A 21,712-nucleotide genomic window follows, 5' to 3' on the forward strand; every position below is an offset into this window, starting at 1 on the left:
TTAAGGAAGCGTATGAAGCCCGGATAGGATGACCGCATGACGGAAACAGCTGGTGGTGGGCGGGACGCGGAGGCGGTCTCGAAGTTCGTCGAGTCCTTCGCGGCGCAGCTCGTCGAGGCCGGGATGCCGCGGATGCCCGCCAGGGTCTTCGCCGCCCTCCTCTCGTCCGACGAGGGCGCGCTGAGCTCCGCCCAGCTGGGGGAGCAGTTGCAGGTCAGCCCCGCGGGGGTCTCCGGGGCGGTGCGCTATCTGGCCCAGACGCACATGGTCGCGCGCGAGCGGGAGCCCGGCTCGCGCCGGGAGCGTTACCGGGTGCAGGGCGACCAGTGGTACGAGGCGCTGACCAATCGCGAGGCCGTCCTCAAGCGGTGGGAGGTGGCCCTGCGGGAGGGCGTCGCCAGCCTCGGCGCCGGGACACCGGCCGGACGCCGCATGGCCGAGACGCTCGCCTTCTTCGAATTTCTCGACGGCGAGGTCTCGGCCATGATGGAGCGCTGGCGGGTGCACCGCCAACAGATGTTCGGCGAGCGGTAGTTACCGCTCCTTCGTCTCCTCGAGCACCGTCCGCCCCAGCAGCAGATACCGCTCGGGCGACCGCCGCTTCAGATACTGCGCGTACCCGATGCCCGTCGCCGCGACCAGCGCCACCAGCCACGGCGTCGCCTTCAGCACCAGCGAGCCGGACTCGCCGCCCGCCGCCGCGCCCATGTTGGACACCAGCAGCGCGACCACCGCGAGCATCGCGACGCCGCCGAGGAGCGGGGCGGTGAAGGTCCGGAACCAGTGCCGGCTCTCGGGGTGGTGCTTGCGGAAGTAGGCCAGCACCGCGAAGGAGCAGACGGCCTGCACGACGAGGATCGCCATGGTGCCGAGGATGGCGAGCAGGACGTACGTACCGGTGTACGGGTCCTTGCCCGCCGCCCAGAACGCGATCAGCAGCAGGGCGGTCACCACGGTCTGGACCAGGCCCGCGATGTGCGGGGAGCCGTGCCGGGCGTGGGTGCGGCCGAGGGTGTTCTTCAGGGAGGGGAGGACGCCCTCGCGGCCCAGTGCGTACATGTAGCGGGCGGCACAGTTGTGGAAGGCCATGCCGCAGGCGAGCGAGCCGGTGATCATCAGCCACTGCATGACGTCGACCGCCCAGTGGCCGACGTACTGCTCGGTGGGGCCGAAGAAGAGGGCGAGGGGGTTCTCGGTGGCGACCTTCACGGCGTTCGCCTCGCCGGTGCCGGAGATCGCCATCCAGGAGACGAAGACGTAGAAGACGCCGACGCCGAGGACCGAGATCATCGTCGCCTTGGGGATGATCTTCTTCGGGTTGCGGGACTCCTCGCCGTACATCGCCGTCGACTCGAAGCCGACCCACGACCAGAAGGCGAAGAAGAGTCCGAGCCCGGCGCTGGTGCCGTGGAAGGCGTTGACCGGGTTGACGGGGTCGAGGCTGAAGCCGTCCGGGCCGCCGCCGTGCAGCGCGACCGAGATCGCCATGGCCGCCAGGATCGTCACCTCGGTCGCGAGGAGGACGACGAGCAGCTTCTCGGCGACCGAGACGCCGAACCAGGTGCCGGTCGCGTTGATCGCGAGCATCAGCACCGCGAACGCCCACCAGGGGACGTCGACCCCCGTCTGGTCCTGCAGCGTCTCCGTCGCGAAGGTCGAGAAGATGCCGATCAGCGCCGGCTCGAAGACGACGTACGCGAAGGTCGCGAGGAGTCCCGAGGCGAGGCCGATCGTGCGGCCGAGGCCGTAGGAGATGAAGCCGTAGAAGGCTCCGGTGGAGGTGATGTGCTTCGCCATCGACGTGAAGCCGACGGAAAAGATTGCCAGGACGACCATTGCGACGAGGTAGCTCGCCGGGGCGCCGATGCCGTTGCCCGCCGACACCATGAAGGGCACGTTGCCCGTCATCGCGGTGATCGGCGCGGCGGTCGCGACGGCCATGAAGACCACGCCGAGCAGGCCGATGGCATTGGGCTTCAACCGGTGGACGGTGCCGCCTTCGCCTGTCTGTGCCGCCGGGGCGACTCCCTCGTCCACTGCCATCGAGATGGCCCCTCTCCTGCCGGTGTGCTGGTGTGCTGGACCGGAACTCTGTAGGCGAAATGAGTCGGCCAAGGGTCTCGGGGCGTTAAATGTTTGTCAACCAGACCTTTAGAAATCTGTCGGCAATATGCGGCTCGTACGGTCCCCGGCATGAGCTACACGTCCACTCTCGGCGGCGAACGCCACCGCTTCGACTCCCTCGCCCGCCTCCTCGCCGCCGCGAGCCCGGAGCGCTCCGGCGACCATCTCGCCGGGCTCGCGGCGACGAGCGCACGGCAACGGGTCGCGGCACGCTGGGCGTTGGCCGAGGTGCCGCTCACGACGTTCCTGACCGAGCCGCTGATCCCCTACGAGAGCGACGACGTGACCCGGCTGATCCTGGACACGCACGACGCGGCGGCCTTCGCGCCGGTGGCCGGGCTGACGGTGGGCGAGTTCAGGGAGTGGCTGCTGACGGCCGACTCCCCCGCGCTCACGGCCGTGGCCCCCGGGCTCACGCCCGAGATGGTGGCGGCCGTCTCCAAGCTCATGGGGAACGCCGATCTGGTGGCGGTGGCGCGGAAGGTGCGGGTCGTGACGGGGTTCCGGTCCACGATCGGGCTGCCCGGGCGGCTCGCGACCCGTCTCCAGCCCAACCACCCGACCGACGACCCGGCGGGCGTGGCGGCGGCCCTGCTGGACGGGCTGCTGCTGGGATCGGGAGACGCCGTCATCGGCATCAACCCGGCGACGGACAGCCCGAAGGCGGTACGGGACCTGCTGGAGCTGCTGGACGGCGTCATCCAGCGGTACGCGATCCCGACCCAGTCCTGCGTGCTGTGCCACGTCACGACGAGCGTGGACCTGATGGAGCGCGGCGCCCCGGTGGACCTGGTCTTCCAGTCGATCGCGGGAACGCAGGCGGCGAACGCGTCCTTCGGCGTGACCCTGGGCCTGCTCGACGAGGCGTACGAGGCCGCGCTGAAGCTGGAGCGGGGCACGGTCGGCCGGAACGTCATGTACTTCGAGACCGGCCAGGGCGCCGCGCTCTCCGCCGACGCGCACCACGGGGTGGACCAGCAGACGGTGGAGGCGAGGGCGTACGCGGTGGCACGGCGCTATGACCCGTTGCTGGTCAACACCGTCGTCGGCTTCATCGGCCCGGAGTACCTGTACGACGGCCGCCAGATCCTCCGCGCCGCCCTGGAGGACCACTTCTGCGGCAAACTGCTCGGCCTGCCCATGGGGTTGGACATCTGCTACACCAACCACGCGGACGCCGATGACGACGACGTGGCGACCATGCTGACCATGCTCGGTGTCGCCGGTGCCTCCTTCGTGATCTGCACGCCGGGCGGCGACGACATCATGCTGAACTACCAATCGGCCTCGTACCACGACGCGTTGTACCTGCGGGAGGTGCTGGGCCTGCGCCCGGCACCGGAGTTCGAGGCGTGGCTGGCGTCGATAGGGCTGCTGGACGAACGCGGCGGCATCCGCGAGGTCGGCTCCCACGCACTGACGGCCATCGGAAGGGAGCTCGCGGCATGAGTGAACCGGCCCTGGACAACGACGACTTGTGGATCTCGCTGCGCCGCCACACCCAGGCCCGCATCGGCCTCGGCCGCTCCGGCTCCGCGCTGCCGACCCGGCACCGCCTGGAACTCCAGACCGCGCACGCGGCCGCCCGCGACGCGGTGCACTCGCCGTTCGAGCCGGACACGGTCGCGGCGGGGCTGCCCGGGATGCCGACGGTACGGGTCCGCAGTGCGGCCGGTGACCGGCTGACGTATCTCCAGCGACCCGACCTGGGCCGCCGGCTCGATCCCACCGACCGGGCGCATCTGCCGGTGGGCGAGTGGGACGTGGCGTTCGTCGTCGCGGACGGGCTGTCCAGCCGGGCGGTGCACGAGCACGCGGCGGCGGTGGTGCGGGGGACGGCGGCGCGGCTGGCCGGGTGGCGGATCGCCCCTGTCGTGCTGGCCGAGCAGGCCCGGGTCGCCCTCGGGGACGACGTCGGGGCGGCGATGGGCGCGGAGATGGTGGTCGTGCTGGTGGGGGAGCGGCCCGGGATGTCGGCGGCGGACTCTCTGGGGGCGTATCTGACGTACCGGCCGGTGCCCGGGGTGACCACGGATGCCGACCGGAACTGTCTGTCCAACATCCGGCCGCCGCTGGGGCTGACGTACGAGACGGCGGCGGGGAAGCTGGCCGCGCTGATGGGGCGGGCACGGGAGTCGGGGGTGACGGGGGTGGGGCTGAAGGACGAGTCGGACGCGCTGCCGGTCTAGACGGGCATACGGCGCTGGAGGAGGCCGGCCCGTTCGCGCAACCCGGTGGCCCTGTCCTGCGCGTCGGGCAGCGGCACCTGGATGTCCGACATCCCCTCGAGTCCCGGGCCGACGGCGGGGCGCCGCACCTCGATGCGGGCCCGCCCCGCGAGCACCAGCACGGTGGCGACGAACCCCTCGGAGAGCGCGTCGACGACGGCGTGCCGGGTGCGGTCGTGCCGCTCCAGCAGCGCGTCCACGAACGCCCCGAAGACCGCCGGGTCGATCTTGCACTCGTCGTTCTCCATGGGCCCCAGTAGCCGGACAGGGGCGCACCGCGTGGGGAGAGGCCCACCCGTGACCCACCCCTGACCCGGTCCAGGCCTCGGCCCCGATCAGTCCCCGGGAAGGGTCAGCCCCAGCGCCCCCTCCCACACCGTCCACGTCCGCCTCCGTACCGGCCCCCACACGCCCGAGTCCGCGCGGTACCGGAAGTCCGCCCCCGACACCGTCACCCGCCGCCCACGGGCCAGCAGGGGCGACGCCTCCGCGCCCACCGACACCGGCCGCACCTCCACCGCCGCCGCCCCGGAACCCCCCGGGGTCACGGACACCGCCTCCACGGGCTGGTCCAGGTCGACGAGGATCTCCCCGTCCACCTCGACCCGCAGCCGGGAGGGGCCGGCCACGGGGGACGGCTGGGCGGGCCGGAGCGGACGGGTGGGCACCAGGGTCCGGACCAGGGACTGGCAGGTCCGCAGCCAGGGCCGGCCGGCGTCCTCCGGCTCCTCCCGCGGAGCGAGCGGCGGGATCCGCAGCGCGCCCAGGACCACGCCGTCGCTGTCGTCGACCAGCAGATCGAGCCGTCGTTCCGCCCCGTCCAGGACCGCCCGCGCCGCCGCCACCGCACCCATGGGCACGCCCAGGGACCGCGCGACGGTGAGCACACCGCCCACCGGCACGACCGACAGCACACATCCGGCCAGCTCCCGCTGCCGGTGCAGCAGGGACACCGCCCGCAGCAGCGCCCGGTCGTCGCCGACGACCACCGGCCGCCGCGAACCGCGCCGGGCCAGCACGCGGGCGAACTCCTCCGGGTCGGCCGGCAGACACACCTTCGTCCCCGCCGCACCCGCGCTGAGCACGTCTTTTGCGATACGGACGGACTCCCCGTCCATCCTGCGGGCAACCGGATCGATGACCACCAGCAGCTGATCGGAAGTCGCTGAAGTCGCCACCTCGGTCATGCCTCGCTTCCTCGGGTAGCATCTTTGTGCAAGAGCCCCTTGCGCTATTGCGCCAGGGGCTTCGTCTATTCCGGGGCATCCGGGTCCGACGGGTTCACGGCCGACCACGGCCGTAGGTGGCCGAAGCTGGTCGCCAGGGTACGAGGCACAAGGCCGTGTCGCGTACGCCCCTGACCTTGGACATGCCCCGCCCGGAAGGGGTGTACGCGCGTGCCCGCACTTGTGCTGCTCGGTGCTCAGTGGGGTGACGAAGGCAAGGGAAAGGCGACGGACCTGCTCGGCGGATCCGTTGACTATGTGGTGCGCTACCAGGGCGGCAACAACGCCGGCCATACGGTAGTCGTGGGCGATCAGAAGTACGCCCTTCACCTGCTCCCTTCCGGAATCCTCACCCCGGAGTGCACTCCGGTCATCGGCAACGGTGTCGTCATCGACCCGTCGGTCCTGTTCTCCGAGCTGAACGGGCTGAACGAGCGCGGCGTCGACACGTCCAAGCTCCTGATCAGCGGTAACGCTCACGTCATCACGCCTTACAACGTGACCGTGGACAAGGTGACGGAACGCTTCCTCGGGAAGCGGAAGATCGGCACCACCGGACGAGGCATCGGGCCCACCTACGCGGACAAGATCAACCGCGTGGGCATCCGGATCCAGGACCTGTACGACGAGTCGATCCTGACCCAGAAGGTGGAGGCGGCCCTCGACGGCAAGAACCAGCTCCTCACCAAGGTCTTCAACCGCCGCGCCATCGAGGTCGGCCAGGTCGTCGAGGAGCTGCTGTCCTACGCGGACCGGCTGAAGCCGTACGTCGCCGACACGGTCCTGATCCTCAACCAGGCCCTGGAGGACGACAAGGTCGTCCTCTTCGAGGGCGGCCAGGGCACCCTCCTGGACATCGACCACGGCACGTACCCCTTCGTGACGTCGTCGAACCCGACCGCGGGCGGTGCCTGCACCGGCGCCGGTGTCGGCCCGACGAAGATCAGCCGGGTCATCGGCATCCTGAAGGCGTACACGACCCGTGTCGGCTCGGGCCCGTTCCCGACGGAGCTCTTCGACGAGGACGGCGAGGCGCTGCGCCGCATCGGCGGCGAGCGGGGCGTCACGACCGGCCGTGACCGTCGCTGCGGCTGGTTCGACGCGGTCATCGCCCGCTACGCGACCCGCGTGAACGGCCTGACCGACTTCTTCCTCACCAAGCTCGACGTCCTCACCGGCTGGGAGCAGATCCCGGTCTGCGTGGCCTACGAGATCGACGGCAAGCGCGTCGAGGAGCTCCCGTACTCCCAGACCGACTTCCACCACGCGAAGCCGATCTACGAGACCCTCCCGGGCTGGTCCGAGGACATCACCAAGGCGAAGTCCTTCTCCGACCTCCCCAAGAACGCCCAGAACTACGTCAAGGCGCTCGAGGAGATGTCCGGCGCCCCGATCTCCGCGATCGGCGTGGGCCCGGGCCGGGACGAGACGATCGAGATCAACTCGTTCATCTAGGTCTGACCTGGCGCGGCGGCGGTCTTGGCAGAGGTGTCCGCTGCCGCCGCGCGCCGGGGACGTGGGCGGGATGGTGTGACTAGTCTGTCCGCCATGAAGGAGACAGGATGCTGCTGAGATTCAGGGCGGCGAACGTCCGGTCCCTGCGTGACGAACAGGAACTGTCGTTCGTCGCGCGGGAAGACGCCGAGGGTGACCTCGCGGCGGCCCGCGAGGTGGAGCTCTCCGACGGCCGACGCCTTCCCGTCCACACGGTTCTCGGCGTCTTCGGCGCCAACGCATCCGGCAAGTCCAATGTCATCACCGCTCTGAAGAACATGCGCAAGGCGGTGCTGCGTTCCTACGCCGACTGGACTTCCTACGACGGCATCCCCCGTGACGAGTTCGCTCTGGACCCGAAGGCGGCCTCGGAGACCACCCTGTATGAGGCGGACTTCATCCTCGACGCAGGCGTCCGATGGACGTACGGCTTCGAGCTGGGAGAGCGTCGCGTGGAGGCGGAGTGGCTCTACGCCTACCCAAAGGGCCGCCGTCAGGTGTGGTTCGAGCGTGATGCGACGCGGGAGAAGGACTTCGACTTCCCCGGCGACCGTCTTCACGACCGTGCTCGGCTGTCCCGCACCACCCGGGCCGATGCTCTCCTGCTGACCCGCGCCGCCAATGACGGACACAAGCAGCTCACCCCGGTGTTCGACTGGTTCAAGAACAACCTGTGGGACGTCACGCCGGAGACCGAGCGTGCGCAGCGCGAGGACTACACGGCAATGCGGTTGCTCCGCAGCGAGGACTTCCGGCGGCGGACCGAGGAGCTGCTGCGGGTAGCCGATCTCGGCATCGCGGGCGTCGAGGTCGAGCAGTCGTCCTCCGGCCGCCCCGAGGTGCGCCTGGTCCACGCCGGCAGCGGTGAGCGGACCTCGCTGGACTGGTCGTCTGAGTCGTGGGGCACGCGCTCGTGGTTCGCTCTGATCGGTCCCTTGCTCCTGGCCCTCGACACCGGAGCGGTCCTGCTCGTCGACGAACTCGACGCCAGCCTGCACTCACGCTTCGCGGCGGAGGTCGTACGGCTCTTCCAGGCACCCTGGGTGAACCCGAAGGGCGCCCAGCTGGTCTTCACCGGGCATGACCCCTCTCTCCTGTGGACATCAGGCGGCGGGCGGCTCCTGCAACCGGGACAGATCTGGCTCACCGAGAAGGACGAACGGGGCGCCACGCAGCTTTCCTCGGTCGCCGAGTGGGAGCCGACGGAGGAGGAGGACCTGATGGCCTCGTACCTCGCCGGTTCCTTCGGCGCGGTACCGAAGGTGTCCGAAGGACAGATCGGGCGGCGGCTGCTGCGTACGGACGACATCGTGCGGATGGAGGCGGAAGAGGTCTGATGGCCAGGCCAAGGGGAGGGGACAGCATCACCCCCAAGAAGGGCGGCGCGAAGGGGCGCGCTCATCGAGACCGTCAGGTGTACGTCTTCACCGAGGGCGAGGTCACCGAGCCCGAATACATCGACATCATCGTGAAGAACGGTGCTCTGGACAGACCCGACCGCAAGGTTCAGCACCACATCGAGAACCCGAACGCCGAGGGCAAGCACCGCAAGCCCTACCGGATGGTGCAGGACGCCGTCCGTACGTTGCGCAAGGTGGAGCGGGAGGCGAAGGCGGCGGGGCTCAAGCCGTACCGGGTCGTCGGCGGGATCGAGGAGGGCGACTGGAACTGGCCCCAGGTTTGGGTGCTGTTCGACCGTGACGGTCACCAGGGCATCCGGGAAGCCAGGCAGCTGGCGGAGAAGGAGGGGATCAGGGTCGCGTACTCCCACCCCTGTTTCGAACTCTGGCGACTGCTGCACTACACCAACTACACGAGCACGTTCGGCACGGAGGCGTGCGGCGACGCCAACAGCCGTCTGCGGTCGAGCCGCGGATTCGCGGCGACGTACGGGCGCGGTGTCCGATCGGTCTCCGAACAACAGTCCAAGCATGTGCGCGAGGAACAGGTGCTGAGCCCGGAGGGCACGGACGGCAGCCGATACCACGAGGCCAGGAAGTACGCGAAGGCGATCAACAAGCGCTGCGATTCGCCCAACCCGAACGACTGGGATCCCTACACGGACGTCTGGTCCTTCGTGGAGGAAGGACTCCTCCTCAGCCACTACTAGGCTGAGGGGTCGTACTTCTCCGCCTCATCCGTGGCAGTGCGGTGCGCCGCCCGCCCTGCCCCTCCGCCCGTTCACACCTCAGGGAGCCCGTACGTGGCCAAGCTCACGCTCGACCAACTGGAGCGCCACCTCTTCGCGGCCGCCGACATCCTGCGCGGCACGATGGACGCCGCCGAGTACCGCGACTTCCTCCTGGTCCTGCTCTTCCTCAAGCGTGTCAACGACGAGTTCGAAGCGGCTCGCGACGAGATCATCAAGAGGGAGATGGCGGGAGGCGCCTCGCGCGCGGAGGCGGAGGAGGAGGCCGACGAGCCGGCCAACTACACGGCTCGCCGCATCATGTACGTCCCGCCGGAGGCGCGTTGGCAGGGGCTGGCCGACGCGGTGGACGATGTGGCCACGAAGCACCTCCAGCCCGCGCTCGACGCGATGGAGGGCCAGAAGGGCAACGAGCGGCTGCGCGGACTGTTCAACCACATCAACTTCAACCGCATCGGCGGGGGCGGCGGCACCGGCGCGACGGCGGCCAAACTCGCGGACCGGCGGCTGTCCGCGCTCATCGGTCACTTCGGCAGTCTCCGGCTTCGCGGCGAGGACTTCGAGTTCCCCGACGTCATCGGTGCCGCGTACGAGTACCTGCTGAAGGACTTCGCCGACTCGGCGGGCGCCAAGGGCGGAGAGTTCTACACCCCGCGCGCGGTGGTGCGGATGATGGTCGAGCTGGCCCGTCCCCGCCCCGGCCACAGCGTGTACGACCCGTGTGTGGGATCGGGCGGCATGCTCATCCACGCCAAGGAGTACATCGAGGAGCACGGCGGCAACACCGAGGACCTGGCCCTGGCCGGGCAGGACGCCAACAACGGCTCCTGGGTCATGGCCACCATGAACATGCTGTTCCACGGTGCCCATGACTTCGAGCTGAGCACCGGCGACACCCTGACCCAACCGTTGCACCTCGACCGGTCGTTCGACGTCGTACTCAGCAACCCGCCCTTCTCCATGGACTACCGGGCTGGGGACATCGGCGACCTCGAAGATCGCATGCCCTACGGCCAGACGTCCGAGAAGGGCAAGGCCGACCTGATGTTCCTCCAGCACATGCTGCACATGGTGAAGGGGCGCGGCGGCTCCGTCTTCACCGTCATGCCGCACGGCGTGCTGTTCCGGGGCGGCGCGGAGGAGAGGATCCGGGCGAAGCTCATCGAGGACGACCTGCTGGAGGCCGTGATCGGCCTGCCGTCCAACATCTTCTACGGCACCGGCATCCCGGCCTGCGTGCTGGTCCTGCGCACGCGTGGCCGCAAGCGCGACGGCAGTGCGGACCAGGTCCTCTTCATCAACGCGGACCGTGAGTACCACTCCGAGCGGGCACAGAACGTCCTGCTGCCCGAGCACACGGAGAAGATCGTCTCCACCTTCCACGCGCCGGCGGGCACGGAGGTGCCGCGCTTCGCGCGGTGGGTCGAGCGGGACGAGATCCGGAAGAACAAGTACAACCTCAACATCCGCCGGTACGTCGACAACACCCCGCCGCCCGAGCCGCAGGACGTGCGGGCGCACCTGGTGGGGGGTGTGCCCCGGTCCGAGATCGAGTCGCCGGAGAAGGCGGCGGTGCTGTCGGCGTACGGAGTGGGCGTCACGGACCTGTTCGCCGAGCGGGAGGGAGAGTCCTCCGAGTACGTCGACTTCCTGCCGGAGGACCGGCGCCCGGACGCCGACCGCCTGACCGCACTGGCCGAGGCCCGGGAACGGGAGCTCTGGGAGGCGTTCGAGTCCTGGTGGACGGCCGAGACGGAACAGATCGCCGCGATCGCTCCGTACGAGGAGGACGACCGTACGGAGGCCGAGAAACGCGCCCAACTCGCCCGCCTGCGGGCTGACTTGATCGACTCCTTCCGCGAACGGCTGCTGAGCGTAGGCCTGTTGGACCGTTACGCGCTGGCCGGCGCGGTCGCGGGGTGGTGGCAGGACGCCAGGAACGAACTCAAGGCACTGGCCGAGAACGGCTTCAAGGGTGTCGTCGAGGGCTGGGTCGACACGGTGGAGTCCCTGCTGGAGCCGGAACCCGACCCGTGGACGGGCGGCGGGCGCAAGCGCAGTGCCGCGGAGCGGCGGCAGGCCTACGGCCACAAGGTCGTCGCCCGTATCGCGGACAAGTTCCTGAAGGCCCTGGCCGACGCGGACGCGGAGAAGGCCCGCCTGGACGCGAAGGTGAAGGCGGCCGAGGAGGCGGAGGCGGCGCGGGCTGCGGCGGCGTCGGGTGTCTTGGAGGACGGGGAGGCCGGTGAGGGAGCCGAGGGCGCTGAGGGCGGTCCCGCCCTCGACCCGGCGGTGACGGAAGCGCTGCTCAGCGAGGCCGACCTGAAGAAGGCGAAGCGGGAGCGGACGGCGGCGGGCAAGGCGGTGAAGGCGCTGGAGGAGGCGTTCTATCCGTTGGATGGCTTGGGGGAGGGCGCGGCGGCGAAGGCCGGCAAGTCCTCCAAGGCGACTGATGCCGCCACTTCTGACGATACGGCTGGACAGACGGCCCTCGACGTGGCGCTCCCGGCGGAGCCGGACCGTCCCGCCCCCGGTCTGCACGAGGCGCGTGACGCCCTGGATGAGGCGGGGGCGTGGGAAGTCGTCCTCGGCATCCTCCGCGACGACCTGGCGTCGAAGCTGGAGGGCCATGTCGTGTGCAGACGCCGTGAGTTGATCGATACGTACCTGAGCTGGGAGCGCAAGTACCTGGTATCGCTGCGGGAAGTCGAGGCGCGGCGCGAGGCGGCGGCGGAGCGGCTGAACGGGTTCCTGAAGGAGCTGGGTTATGTCGGCTGACTTTCGCACTACGACCCTGGGTAGTTACCTTGGCTCCATTCAGTCTGGCTGGAGTCCGGCTTGTGATGAACAGAAGCCCGGAGCAAATGAGTGGGGGGTTGTTCGGGTCAGTTCCGTGACGCAGGGTTCCTTCCGAGAGGAAGAGGCAAAACGGTTGCCCCCCTCGCTTGACCCTCGTCCATGGCTTGAGATCAACCCCGGTGACTTGATTATGTCCCGTGCGAACGGGGTGAAGAACCTGGTCGGCGTAACGTGCCTTGTAGGGAATGTTCGCCGAAAGCTCATGCTCAGTGACAAAACGCTACGTCTTCGACCCGAGTTGTCCAGGGGTAATCCTGAATTTGTCTATCACGTTCTGTGCTCTAGCCGGGTTAGGAGTCAGATCGACGCCCTTCTGGGAGGTAGCACAGGGCAGGCCAACATCTCGCAGGGAAATGTGGCGGCGCTCCAGGTGCCGCAGGTCCCATTGGCTGAGCAGCACCGTATTGTGGAGATCTTGAGCGCAATTCAAGATCGTGTCGACGCAGAGAAGGGTGTGTTGGCGAAGCTGGACAGTTTGTGGGATGGCGTACTGAACAAGGAACTTGGCCGTCACGAGAAGCAGTATGGAACGAGCAAGATCCGTGATGTCAGTCGTGGAGGGGGTGTTTATGGGAGTAATGTGTCCGCTAGTCCTCACCGTATCGACATGCCGCGATATGTTCGCATCACGGATATCGATGACAAGGGGTTCCTGTTCCCTGTAGGCCCCGGAGCCGCGAGCATTCCTGCTGTGGCAGCAGGGCGCTATCTTCTCACTGAAGGCGATCTGCTCATTGCTAGGACAGGTTACACCACTGGTAAATCTTACCTGTACAGGCCTTCCGACGGCCTGTGCGCCTTCGCTGGATATCTCGTGAAGTTTCGTATCGATCCGAATTATATGCTTCCTGAGTATGCGTTTTTGTGGACCAGTGGAAATAGATTTCGAGAATGGGTTTCTCGGAATGTTCGAGAAGTAGGTCAAAGGAATATCAGTGCTCGCGAGTACAATGAGCATGAGGTTGCGCACCCGCCATTGCCGGTGCAGCGGAAGCTTGTCGAAGCTGCTGAAGCAGCCCGTGAGGCGCGTAGATTGCGGTTGGTAGAGATCGACCGTCTACAAACGTTGCGGCGCGCTCTCGCGGATGACCTGCTCGCAGGGCGAGTCAGTTCTCAGAGGGCTCTGTAGGTGGTGCTGATCCGCTGTTCTGTGTACCCGCGGGGGAGGCCTGATGCCCGTCCGTAAGCCGTCCACCGAGCGTCAGCGTCGCCTTGGTGCCGAATTGCGCAGGATGCGCGAGCACATTGGCATGACGATCAACGAGGCGGCCACTCTCCACCGCACCGACCGGACGACGGTGAGCAACACGGAGTCCGCCCGTTCCGGGGTCAGTAGCGACCGGGTGAGGGTGTGGGCCGCCAACTACCGTTGTCCTGAGGCGAGTTACGTCGATGCTCTGGCCGACATGGCCAAGGAGCGTGGGCCGTACTGGTGGGACGAGTACCGGGGCACGCTCCCCGCCGGACTTCTGGACATCGCCGAGATGGAGCACTACGCAACAGCCTTGCGTTCGGCTCAGATCATGCATATGCCCGGCATGCTCCAGACCCCCGACTACATGCGAGGAGTCTTCGCCGAGGCGGTGCCGACCATGGACCCGGCGGACCTGGAGCGGTATGTCGAGTTCCGGGTCAGGCGTGCCGCGCTGCTCGACCGCTCGGGGCCGCCCTCGTGCGAGTTCCTGATCCATGAGGGCGCCTTGCTCATCCGGTTTGGTGACCGGAAGGTTCTGCGAAGGCAGATCGACCACCTCCTAGACCAGTCCGGGCGGCCGAACATCATCATCCGGGTCGTACCATTCGCGGCGGGTGGGTTCGCCAACGCCGGCAGCTCGACGCTCTACGCGTGCGGGCCGGTGCCGCAGCTGGACACGGTCCAGATCGACGTGCCGACCGGCGTCACCTTCCTGCACGCCGAGGCCTACCTTGTGAACTACCGTGCGGTTCTTGACCGTATGCGTGGGCGGGCGCTGGAGCCGAAGGTGTCTGTCGACTTCATTCGGCAGGCGGCAAAAGAGATCTGAGGGTTGGAGACCGGTGGAACTGCGCTGGCGTAAGTCGTCCTTCTCGGCGGATACCGGGGCCTGCGTCGAGGTTGCGGAGGATGACGGATTCGTCTTCCTTCGAGAGAGCGACGATCCTGACGTGATCGTGCGCACCACGCGCCGGAAGCTGCGTGCCTTCCTCGAAGGGGCCAAGGCGGGGGAGTTCGACGACTTCATGTAGTACCGCAGCCCACGTCCAGTACCCGTCTCGTGACCCCTGCCGGCTCGGCGGCCACCAGGCCCGGCAGGTCGTACTGCGGACGCTGCCACAGGTAGATCAACTGCCGGGCGGCCAGGTGCCTGTCGTCGCCGTAAGCGCTGGAGCCCAGCAGCCTTCTGGGCCGACGGCGGCCCACGCGGGAGTCCAGAGCGCTACCTCTCCTTGGCGAACTCCATGAATGCCACCCAAGTGGTCGGCTGGACGGCCATGGTTCCGCGACTGCGCGTCTTCGTGTCCCGCACCATCACCTTCGTCGGTTCGTTGTCGGCTACCTCAACGCAGTTCTCGGTCCCTGTGTAAGTACTGGTACGCCAGTTCGGGAGTACAGGCTGCATGGTCTCTCCTAGTCGCTCGGCATCTGATCGAAATGGTGGCTAGCGGTGAGGATCAGGTCTCGGACGGCAGTGCCGTAGACCGCTGACTGCTTCAAGAGAGCGAAGGCCTTGGTGTAGAGCTCGATCTCCCGGGGCTGCGTGACGGAGAACTCCGCCGAGTAGGTCTCGACGAGGACGAGCTTGTCGTCGAACATCGAGAAGGAGTTGCCGGGCCAGATACCGATAGGTGCGGAGCGCGGGATGATGCCCAGGCTCAATCGGGGCAGTCGCATCACCGCCAGCAGCCGGTCGAGCTGTCCCTTCATCGCCTCCGGCCCTCCGAAGTTCGTGTAGAGCGCCTGCTCGCCGAGCACGACGTTGAAGATCCGGTTGCCTTGGTACAGGTACTGCTGTCGTTCCAGCCGCTTGGCGGTGGCGGCTTCCGCGTCGTCGGGGATCTCGTAGTAGTCAACGACTTGCCGGAAGGTCTCGGCCGCGTACTCCGCCGTCTGGAGCGTTCCCCATACCAGCGTCGGATGCCAGATGCGGAAGACCCTGGTCTTGGCGTAGACCGGCAGTGCCTTCTTCTGCCGCTGCTCGGCACCGGTCTGGAACTGCCGACGCCACTCAAGCCACAACTCGTCGATGTGGCGCACCGTGGCGATCAGGTCGGCGATGTGTTCTTGCCTGTTGGTCGTGGTGCACCAGGTGCGGATGTCGTCTTCGCTGGGGTTCTGCTTGCCGTTCTCCAGCCGGGAGACCTTGGACTCCGCCCAGCCGGTGGCCACGGCGAATGCCCGGCCGCTCGCGAACCCCGCATCCTTGCGGAATCCGCGCAGCCGGGCACCCAGTGCCTCTCGTGCTTCTTGTGCTTGGTTGCTCACTGATGGGTCAGGGCTTGTACTCGGCGTGTGGAATGGCGTGGGTCCAGAGCAGGTCGCGCATCCGAATGCATACGGCCACGGTGTCAGGGTCCTCGACGATCTCTGACCCCAGAACGCGCCCCTCGGGATCGAAGTGGCCGACCGCGAGGAGACGGTCGTCGTACAGCCACCAGTCGTTACCGTCGAGAGGGAAGGTGACGGCTGCGGGCAACCGGTGCCGCGGTAGCCATCGGATGTCCTCGCCGGCCTCGATGTTGAGGTCGGTCAGCGAGTGCTCCCATCCGACGTACTCGGAGTGCGGCTCCGTGATCACTCGGACACGTCGCACGGTCTTGCTTTCACCCGTAACGCGCCTCATCAGCGTCATCCACGGATCCAGCCACGCGTAGTCGTCTGGCTCGCCCCGCTGCCACCGGGCGTACGGCGTGTCTTCGACGGGAGATCCATAGTCGTCCCGCAGCTCCAGATGGAAGGCGTCACGTTCGAAGCTGTGGAACAGCTCGTCACGCTGTGCGGGGGTGATCAGGTCCACTGTTCTCCTCCAGCAGGGCCATAATCGAGGACTTGGGGACCTCGATGCAGGTCTCGTAGTCAGGCATGCGCATCTGGCTCAGGGCTTCAGGATCGTGCATTTCCGGTCCCTGGAGTACGCATGTTCCCTGTTCTGTGACGAGCACGATCGGGGCGGTGAACTTCCTGATCTCGCCGGACACTTGGCCGTCCTTGGTCAGGTGCTCGAAGAGCTCGGTCGGCACCTCTACCGCAGTCTGTCCGTCCGGCACGTCCAGGTGCATGAGCAGGTCGTTGGCGAAGACCTTCCAGCCTTGGATGACATAGCTGTCCTGGTCACTGGCGTACAGGGTGGGGCTGTCTCCAGGGGTGGAGTTCTTACCAAGGAACCGTAGCTTCATGGTTGCTCTCCCGTCCGCTGTCTTGCGCAGGTTTGCGCGACACTTCGATCGTCGATGAGCCATTCAAGCTAGTCAATCGCCTCTCTGCAAACTCGCGCAATCTCCTTGGGGGTTGGGCGCTGGTCGCTCTACGTTCGTTCTCGAACCCAAGTCCGCGCAGGCGGCGTCGAGGGGAGAAGCGTGGTGGCGAGCGTGACCGAGGAACCCAAGGCCTGCGTCGACAACTTGCCCATCGACGTAGAGCTGATCTCGGACATCGCAGATGGCGTGCTGAAGATGGAGCTGAGCACGTCGACCCGTGAGGACATCGACTTCAAGACGACGAGGGTCGTCGGTCTCCTGAGTCTGCTCCTGGCCGAAGACCTGGGCGCCGATGACGATGACGAAGTCATGGACCTGTTCCGTCAGGCGTACAAGCTGCTGGAGTTGACCAACCGTCCTGGCAGACAGGCGCTGAGTTTCACGGCCTTCTTCTTCATGCGCGACGTAGCCAACCTCACCCGGCGCCTGCTGTGGGTCTACGTCGAGAGGAACGGCGGGGTACCACGCGGTGACTGACAGCAAACGGCTTGGCGTCGGAGTCGAGGCTGAGCGCCACCTACAGCACCACTCGTTACGTATGGGAGGAGCACCATGCAGACCGCAACGCGGACGACAGCACCCCGCCCCTGGGGCCTTCGCCGTCTCGGGCCGTACCCGAACACGGTGAGGATGCCGTTCAGCACGGTCACGGTCGACCCGGACACGCAGGTCGGTGTCTTCCGCGACGCCGACGGCCACGTGGTCGAGATGGGCAAGCACGGCACCAGCTCCGCCACCTCGACGACGACCACCACCAACCTCGACTCGAAGAACGACCAGGGGTCCGACCAAGACTCGCAGCAGGACTGACGTGCATGGCCGAGACCGACAGGCCCGTTCTCGTGGTCACCGAACCGCTCGATCTGACCGCCGACATGGTGATCACCGAACTGAACCGCAAGGGTGTTCCGGTGGTTCGCTTCAACCCCGCCGACATCGGCACGGACCTGATGATCTCGGCCCAGTGCGGTGTCTGCCCGGCCCCCGTGGTCGGGCAGCTCCGGACACCGTCGAGAACCGCCGGCCTGGAGCACGTCCGGGCGGTGTACTGGCGCCGCCCCACCTGGCCCGCCTTCGAGCACCTGGAGACCGACGACGCTCGTTACGCCGCCGCACAGGTCCGCTATGGGCTCGGCGGCATCCTCTACGCCCTCGACGGCCCCCTGTGGCTCAACCATCCCCTCCGTGATGCCGCTGCCGACTACAAGCCCGCCCAACTGGCCGTCGCCCAGCGCGTCGGGCTGACCGTGCCGCCCACCTTGGTCACCAACGATCCCGACAGAGCACGCCAGTTCATCGCCGCGTACGGCCCGGTCATCGCCAAGACGCTGCGGTGGACGCCCTACGAACGCGATGGCGTCCCCATGACCTCCTGGGCCGAACCAGTGGCCATCGACGAGATCGATGACACCCTCCGCTCCGCCCCGCACCTGTTCCAGGCCCGCGTCGAGAAGGTGGCCGACCTGCGTGTCCTGGTCGTCGGCCGCCGGGTCTTCGCCGTCAGGATCGACTCCGGCCTGTTGGACTGGCGCATGGACTACGACGCGCTCTCCTACAGCGTCGTCAACCTCCCTGCGCGCCTGGAGGGGGCCCTGCTCGCCGTCCTGGACCACTTCGGCCTCGCCTCCGGATCCTTCGATCTCGCCCAGGACGGCGACGGCGAATTCCATTGGTTGGAGCTGAACCCGAACGGCCAGTGGGGTTGGCTGGAGGAGAAGACCGGCCTGGAGATGTCCGCCGCTATCGCAGATCTGCTGATCCGAGGAGAACTTGATGGACACCGCCCCTGAACGCCGCGCGCTCGCCGACCGGCTGACCACTTCCGGAGTCCTGCGCCGGGATTCACCGTGGCGGTCGGCTGTCGAGTCCGTACCTCGCGAACTGTTCCTGCACCCCGGGGTGTTCCTGCCGGTCGACGGCGGACACTGGCAGCCGGTGACCGCGCTCGGCACGCCCCCGGAGGATTGGGCACAGATCGCCTACCGCGACGAGTCGCTGGCCACCCAGCTCGACGGCCACCTCACCGCCGACGAGACAAACGACGCTGTGACCGGCGTGCCCACGTCGTCCTCCACCACCCCCACCACCGTCGTCGGCATGCTCGAACAGCTCGACGTCGCCGACGACCACACCGTCCTCGAAATCGGCACCGGCACCGGCTACTCCTCCGGCCTCATGTGCCACCGCCTTGGCGAGGACAACGTGACCACGGTCGAGGTCGACCCCAAGGTGGCCGCCCGCGCGGATGCCGCTCTGGAAGCGGCCGGGTACTCCACATGGACCGTGACCGGCGACGGGCTCCTCGGTCACCCCGCCCGCGCACCGTACGACCGCGTCATCGCCACCTGCGCAGTACGGCGTATCCCGTACACCTGGGTCCGTCAGACCAAGCCCGGCGGGGTCATCCTCGCCACGGTCGGCTCCTGGCCGTACGGCACCGGGCTGGCCAAGGTCACCGTGAACGACGACGGCTCGGCCGAGGGGCGGATCATCGGCCGTTCCTCCTTCATGCACGCCCGTGCTCAGGCCCACGTCCCGCTGGCCGGTGACCTGTCGGCCCGCACCGCCTACGCGGACACCGAACGGCTCGCCAAGCTCCCGCCTGCTCTCTTGGGCGAGTGGATGCCCGCCTTCCTGGCGCAACTCACCGCACCGGGTGCCCAGTTCGTACGGGCCACAGCCCACGACGGTACGCAGCATCTGTATCTGTTCGACGTGGAGCGGGAGTCTTTCGCCGCGTTCACCGAGGACACCTCCGGCTGGACGGTCCGCCAGGGCGGCCCTGTGGCCCTGTGGGACGGCGTCGAGGAGGCGCTGACTGCCTGGCAGGATGCGGGGAGCCCCGACATCGCAAGTATCCGTCTCCACATCACCGAGCAGACGCACACCTACTGGATCGGTGGGCAGCAGATCACCACCAACGGTCGAACCCGCTGGATCGGAGATCAGCAAGCCCTCCGGTGGGAACACAGGCTCCCCTAGGCTGCTGCCGCCTCCTCTGCGCGATGGGGCGCCTCGCTCCCCCCCAGCCGGGCACCACCTTCCCTTCGAGGGACGGCCTCGCGGCATATGCCGTCCCACATCAAGTGAGGCAACATGTTGTCTAACGCATCATGGTGTCTGTACTTTGTGTAGTGATGCGTGAGCGCCTGGTGACTTCTGCTCGGCCCTTCACGCAAAGCGCCCCGGCGGTGTGCAACCACCCCGGGGCATGGCCAACGCCTCATAGGAGCGTCAGCATGTCCCACCGTATCCGGCCCGGCCTCGCACGAACACTCGTGCAGGTGGCCGTCCTCCTTCTTGTGTGCCTCGTGCGCGCACTCCTCCCCGTGCCCGCGCCTGCGGCAGGCGCTGTCCGGCGTCCGCCCGGCTACCGCATCCTCGTCGCCGGCGCCGAGATCCCCGTACTGCCGCCGTATCTGCTGAGGCGGCGCCGGTCCAGCGAGTCGGCCACGGCGATGGCAGCCCGTCGCCCCGCCTCCCGCGTCCGCCCCTACCTCGTCGCGCACGAACAGCGCATGCGGCGGCGGGCGTTGGTGCTCGCGCTCGACGGGATCGACGTCGGGCCGACGGTGATCCACGGGCACCGCATCGGCAGCCCGGTGGGCAGCCCCGTGGGGGTGGCGGCCTGATGAGCGCACCCCGGATGAGGATCAGCCGCGTACCCAGCAAGCCCGTACGGCGGGGAGCGGACGGAGACGTCACCATCGACCTCTGGTTGACCAGGGACGGCGGGTTCGAGACCGACCTCGCTCTGCGCCTGACGCCCGCCGAGGCGGAGGTCCTGCACGCCCAGCTCTGCTACGCGCTGGATGACGCGACGGCCTCGGTGATCACGCCGGTGTCCAAGCTGCCCGACTGCCGCAAGCCCGCCGTGGGCAGCGAGGGAGTGCACTGGCCGTAGGCCGGATTCCCCGCGTGGGCGGCACGACGGACATGAACGTGCCGCCCACGCGGGCCGCAGTCGCCCCGTTCCCATCGCCTGCCCGGCGCCTGCGGGTGCCGTCGAGAACGCAGCGAACGTCCACCGACCGGGAGCACACCGTGACCGCCCTGCCCGCGGAGGCACAGGCCGACGAGCCGCTCATCCCCATGCCCGTGCTCACCCCCGGGGCTCTGCGTGCCGCCGTCGAAAGCCTGACGCCGAGCCGAATGCCGGAGTTCGTGAGCGATCTCGTCGACGCGACCACCAGCGCACAGCAGATCCAGTCGTTCGCGCCGCTGCGTACGTTCGTCCACACCTGGGGTGTGTTCGTGGCGATCCAGCGGTATCCCTCGCGTGCTGCCCGGCTGCGCCATCTAGAAGAGACGGTGAGTGCCGGGGTCGAGGACCCGACGGATGCCATCGTCGAGATCAGGAAGATCTATGTGGACGCCGAGGCCGATGCCGGGCTGTGACTGACTTCCTGACCTGCCCCACCGTGAAATCGACCGCGGAGGAAGGACTCTACGTGACGGGGAGAGGGCACTACGCTGGTGGGGGATCCCGAGGAGGCGCCGTGACCGCACAGCCCGAGCAATCTGGCGGAGAGCTGATTCCCCGCCCCGAGCGCACCCCTGAGGCCCTGCGTCAGGCCCTGGCCGCCGTCGCCCCGCAGCGCCTGGAGGAGATGGCGGAGCAGCGCGACAAGGCGGTTGCCGGGGCGCTCGAAGAGAACTCGCTGACGCCGCTCCGGGCCTGGATTCTCACCTGGGCCCGGGACATCGAGATCGCGCGCAGGCCCGAGCTGGCCGCCCGGTACAAGGACGCGCTGCACCGCATGCACAACGCGCGCTCCGACGAGGCAACGGTCAAAGCAGCTGCCGACGACTTGTCCAGGGTTCTCGATGAGGCGATGGCGGCGGTACGTCGGTGAGCTGGAGCTGGGAGTACGCTTTCGGCGCCGAGCAGTCCGCCAAGACGCTGCCCACGCCGTTCCTTGAGAAGGTGAGGGCGAAGGCGGATGAGCTGGTCCGGATGTGCGAGGCCCAGTATCTGGACGGCAGGACGTATCAGGGAGAGGACCCGCCGGGCGGTTCCCTGAGTGTTGGCAGCGGATTCTTCGAGTACCAGATCGTGGTCCGCCATGAGCTCGTGTATGTCGTCCAGCTCACGCATCTTGAGTTCTGACCCTCAGCGCACCACGGCGCATGCCTCGGCCGGGGCACGACGCCCTCGCGGCCCGGCCGCCCGAACG

General features: G+C 67.8%; 27 protein-coding genes. 19 read left to right on the forward strand and 8 right to left on the reverse strand.

Going from position 1 to position 21,712, the window contains the following annotated elements; all coding sequences use genetic code 11:
• Positions 1–36 precede the first annotated feature (36 nt).
• On the forward strand, positions 37–534 hold the full coding sequence (locus OHU89_RS26825) for a GbsR/MarR family transcriptional regulator (RefSeq protein ID WP_267015313.1): 498 nt from the start codon (positions 37–39) through the stop codon (positions 532–534).
• Here OHU89_RS26825 and OHU89_RS26830 read toward each other — a convergent pair whose 3' ends face one another.
• The gene (locus tag OHU89_RS26830) at positions 535–2,043 is read right to left on the reverse strand and encodes an APC family permease (protein ID WP_405646456.1); all 1,509 of its coding nucleotides are present in this window, start codon (positions 2,041–2,043) and stop codon (positions 535–537) included.
• A 150-nt stretch (positions 2,044–2,193) separates the two neighbouring features.
• Between OHU89_RS26830 and OHU89_RS26835 the strand changes: the two genes are divergently transcribed.
• Both OHU89_RS26835 and eutC read left to right on the forward strand, forming a co-directional pair.
• The gene (locus OHU89_RS26835) at positions 2,194–3,573 is read left to right on the forward strand and encodes an ethanolamine ammonia-lyase subunit EutB (protein WP_405646458.1); all 1,380 of its coding nucleotides are present in this window, start codon (positions 2,194–2,196) and stop codon (positions 3,571–3,573) included.
• A complete protein-coding gene (gene eutC / locus OHU89_RS26840) occupies positions 3,570–4,313 on the forward strand; it encodes an ethanolamine ammonia-lyase subunit EutC (protein WP_405646460.1) in 744 nt (247 codons plus the stop codon). The genes OHU89_RS26835 and eutC overlap by 4 nt, the downstream gene beginning before the upstream one ends.
• Here eutC and OHU89_RS26845 read toward each other — a convergent pair.
• Complete coding sequence (locus OHU89_RS26845; RefSeq protein WP_405646462.1) at positions 4,310–4,600, reverse strand: DUF6086 family protein; 291 nt, start codon at positions 4,598–4,600, stop codon at positions 4,310–4,312. The two genes, eutC and OHU89_RS26845, sit on opposite strands and share 4 nt — an antisense overlap.
• Before the next feature lie 87 nt (positions 4,601–4,687).
• Complete coding sequence (locus OHU89_RS26850; protein WP_266889538.1) at positions 4,688–5,539, reverse strand: diacylglycerol kinase; 852 nt, start codon at positions 5,537–5,539, stop codon at positions 4,688–4,690.
• A gap of 210 nt (positions 5,540–5,749) precedes the next feature.
• Between OHU89_RS26850 and OHU89_RS26855 the strand changes: the two genes are divergently transcribed.
• The 7 genes from OHU89_RS26855 to OHU89_RS26885 all read left to right on the forward strand — a co-directional run bounded on the left by OHU89_RS26855 (position 5,750) and on the right by OHU89_RS26885 (position 14,306).
• Positions 5,750–7,033: an adenylosuccinate synthase gene (locus OHU89_RS26855; protein WP_266889537.1), complete on the forward strand. Its 1,284-nt coding sequence runs from the start codon at positions 5,750–5,752 to the stop codon at positions 7,031–7,033.
• A 107-nt stretch (positions 7,034–7,140) separates the two neighbouring features.
• Positions 7,141–8,409, forward strand: coding sequence for an ATP/GTP-binding protein (locus tag OHU89_RS26860; protein WP_405646464.1), 1,269 nt, complete (start codon positions 7,141–7,143; stop codon positions 8,407–8,409).
• Positions 8,409–9,182, forward strand: a complete 774-nt coding sequence (locus OHU89_RS26865; RefSeq protein WP_405646466.1) for an RloB family protein — start codon at positions 8,409–8,411, stop codon at positions 9,180–9,182. The genes OHU89_RS26860 and OHU89_RS26865 overlap by 1 nt, the downstream gene beginning before the upstream one ends.
• A 93-nt stretch (positions 9,183–9,275) precedes the next feature.
• Positions 9,276–11,999: an N-6 DNA methylase gene (locus OHU89_RS26870; protein WP_405646468.1), complete on the forward strand. Its 2,724-nt coding sequence runs from the start codon at positions 9,276–9,278 to the stop codon at positions 11,997–11,999.
• A gap of 283 nt (positions 12,000–12,282) precedes the next feature.
• On the forward strand, positions 12,283–13,209 hold the full coding sequence (locus tag OHU89_RS26875; RefSeq protein ID WP_405654666.1) for a restriction endonuclease subunit S: 927 nt from the start codon (positions 12,283–12,285) through the stop codon (positions 13,207–13,209).
• Between the two features lie 43 nt (positions 13,210–13,252).
• On the forward strand, positions 13,253–14,104 hold the full coding sequence (locus OHU89_RS26880) for a helix-turn-helix domain-containing protein (protein WP_405646470.1): 852 nt from the start codon (positions 13,253–13,255) through the stop codon (positions 14,102–14,104).
• 13 nt (positions 14,105–14,117) lie between these two features.
• Positions 14,118–14,306, forward strand: a complete 189-nt coding sequence (locus OHU89_RS26885) for a DUF397 domain-containing protein (protein ID WP_405646471.1) — start codon at positions 14,118–14,120, stop codon at positions 14,304–14,306.
• On the opposite strand, the gene OHU89_RS26890 is transcribed toward OHU89_RS26885, so the two are convergent.
• From OHU89_RS26890 to OHU89_RS26910, 5 genes are read right to left on the reverse strand one after another with little or no spacing between them, the layout of a single operon-like run.
• The gene (locus OHU89_RS26890; protein ID WP_405646473.1) at positions 14,299–14,481 is read right to left on the reverse strand and encodes a hypothetical protein; all 183 of its coding nucleotides are present in this window, start codon (positions 14,479–14,481) and stop codon (positions 14,299–14,301) included. The genes OHU89_RS26885 and OHU89_RS26890 overlap by 8 nt on opposite strands.
• A gap of 16 nt (positions 14,482–14,497) precedes the next feature.
• Positions 14,498–14,680, reverse strand: coding sequence for a DUF397 domain-containing protein (locus OHU89_RS26895; RefSeq protein WP_405646475.1), 183 nt, complete (start codon positions 14,678–14,680; stop codon positions 14,498–14,500).
• Between the two features lie 8 nt (positions 14,681–14,688).
• Positions 14,689–15,543 (reverse strand): helix-turn-helix domain-containing protein, encoded by an 855-nt coding sequence (locus OHU89_RS26900; protein WP_405646477.1) that lies wholly within the window; start codon positions 15,541–15,543, stop codon positions 14,689–14,691.
• Positions 15,544–15,550: 7 nt separating this feature from the next.
• Complete coding sequence (locus OHU89_RS26905; protein WP_405646480.1) at positions 15,551–16,075, reverse strand: DUF6879 family protein; 525 nt, start codon at positions 16,073–16,075, stop codon at positions 15,551–15,553.
• Positions 16,047–16,454 carry a hypothetical protein gene (locus OHU89_RS26910; RefSeq protein WP_405646483.1) on the reverse strand — a complete coding sequence of 136 codons (408 nt, stop codon included), beginning with the start codon at positions 16,452–16,454 and terminating at the stop codon, positions 16,047–16,049. Before OHU89_RS26910 ends, OHU89_RS26905 begins: the two co-directional genes overlap by 29 nt.
• 192 nt (positions 16,455–16,646) lie before the next feature.
• Here OHU89_RS26910 and OHU89_RS26915 point away from each other — a divergent pair, with 192 nt between their 5' ends.
• The 9 genes from OHU89_RS26915 to OHU89_RS26955 all read left to right on the forward strand — a co-directional run bounded on the left by OHU89_RS26915 (position 16,647) and on the right by OHU89_RS26955 (position 21,645).
• Complete coding sequence (locus OHU89_RS26915) at positions 16,647–17,012, forward strand: hypothetical protein (RefSeq protein ID WP_405646486.1); 366 nt, start codon at positions 16,647–16,649, stop codon at positions 17,010–17,012.
• 75 nt (positions 17,013–17,087) lie between these two features.
• Positions 17,088–17,345, forward strand: a complete 258-nt coding sequence (tgmA, locus tag OHU89_RS26920) for a putative ATP-grasp-modified RiPP (RefSeq protein ID WP_405646489.1) — start codon at positions 17,088–17,090, stop codon at positions 17,343–17,345.
• A 5-nt stretch (positions 17,346–17,350) separates the two neighbouring features.
• A complete protein-coding gene (gene tgmB / locus OHU89_RS26925; RefSeq protein WP_405646492.1) occupies positions 17,351–18,325 on the forward strand; it encodes an ATP-grasp ribosomal peptide maturase in 975 nt (324 codons plus the stop codon).
• Positions 18,309–19,517 (forward strand): ATP-grasp peptide maturase system methyltransferase, encoded by a 1,209-nt coding sequence (gene tgmC, locus OHU89_RS26930; RefSeq protein WP_405646495.1) that lies wholly within the window; start codon positions 18,309–18,311, stop codon positions 19,515–19,517. The genes tgmB and tgmC overlap by 17 nt, the downstream gene beginning before the upstream one ends.
• Before the next feature lie 257 nt (positions 19,518–19,774).
• Positions 19,775–20,167: a hypothetical protein gene (locus tag OHU89_RS26935; RefSeq protein ID WP_405646498.1), complete on the forward strand. Its 393-nt coding sequence runs from the start codon at positions 19,775–19,777 to the stop codon at positions 20,165–20,167.
• Positions 20,167–20,439, forward strand: a complete 273-nt coding sequence (locus OHU89_RS26940) for a hypothetical protein (RefSeq protein ID WP_405646501.1) — start codon at positions 20,167–20,169, stop codon at positions 20,437–20,439. Before OHU89_RS26935 ends, OHU89_RS26940 begins: the two co-directional genes overlap by 1 nt.
• Before the next feature lie 140 nt (positions 20,440–20,579).
• On the forward strand, positions 20,580–20,933 hold the full coding sequence (locus OHU89_RS26945; RefSeq protein ID WP_405646504.1) for a DUF6247 family protein: 354 nt from the start codon (positions 20,580–20,582) through the stop codon (positions 20,931–20,933).
• A 101-nt stretch (positions 20,934–21,034) separates the two neighbouring features.
• Positions 21,035–21,391 carry a hypothetical protein gene (locus tag OHU89_RS26950; protein ID WP_405646507.1) on the forward strand — a complete coding sequence of 119 codons (357 nt, stop codon included), beginning with the start codon at positions 21,035–21,037 and terminating at the stop codon, positions 21,389–21,391.
• The gene (locus OHU89_RS26955; protein WP_405646509.1) at positions 21,388–21,645 is read left to right on the forward strand and encodes a hypothetical protein; all 258 of its coding nucleotides are present in this window, start codon (positions 21,388–21,390) and stop codon (positions 21,643–21,645) included. Before OHU89_RS26950 ends, OHU89_RS26955 begins: the two co-directional genes overlap by 4 nt.
• The last annotated feature ends 67 nt before the right edge of the window (positions 21,646–21,712 follow it).

It is taken from the genome of Streptomyces sp. NBC_00019 (genome assembly GCF_045041015.1).
Taxonomy (GTDB): domain Bacteria; phylum Actinomycetota; class Actinomycetes; order Streptomycetales; family Streptomycetaceae; genus Streptomyces.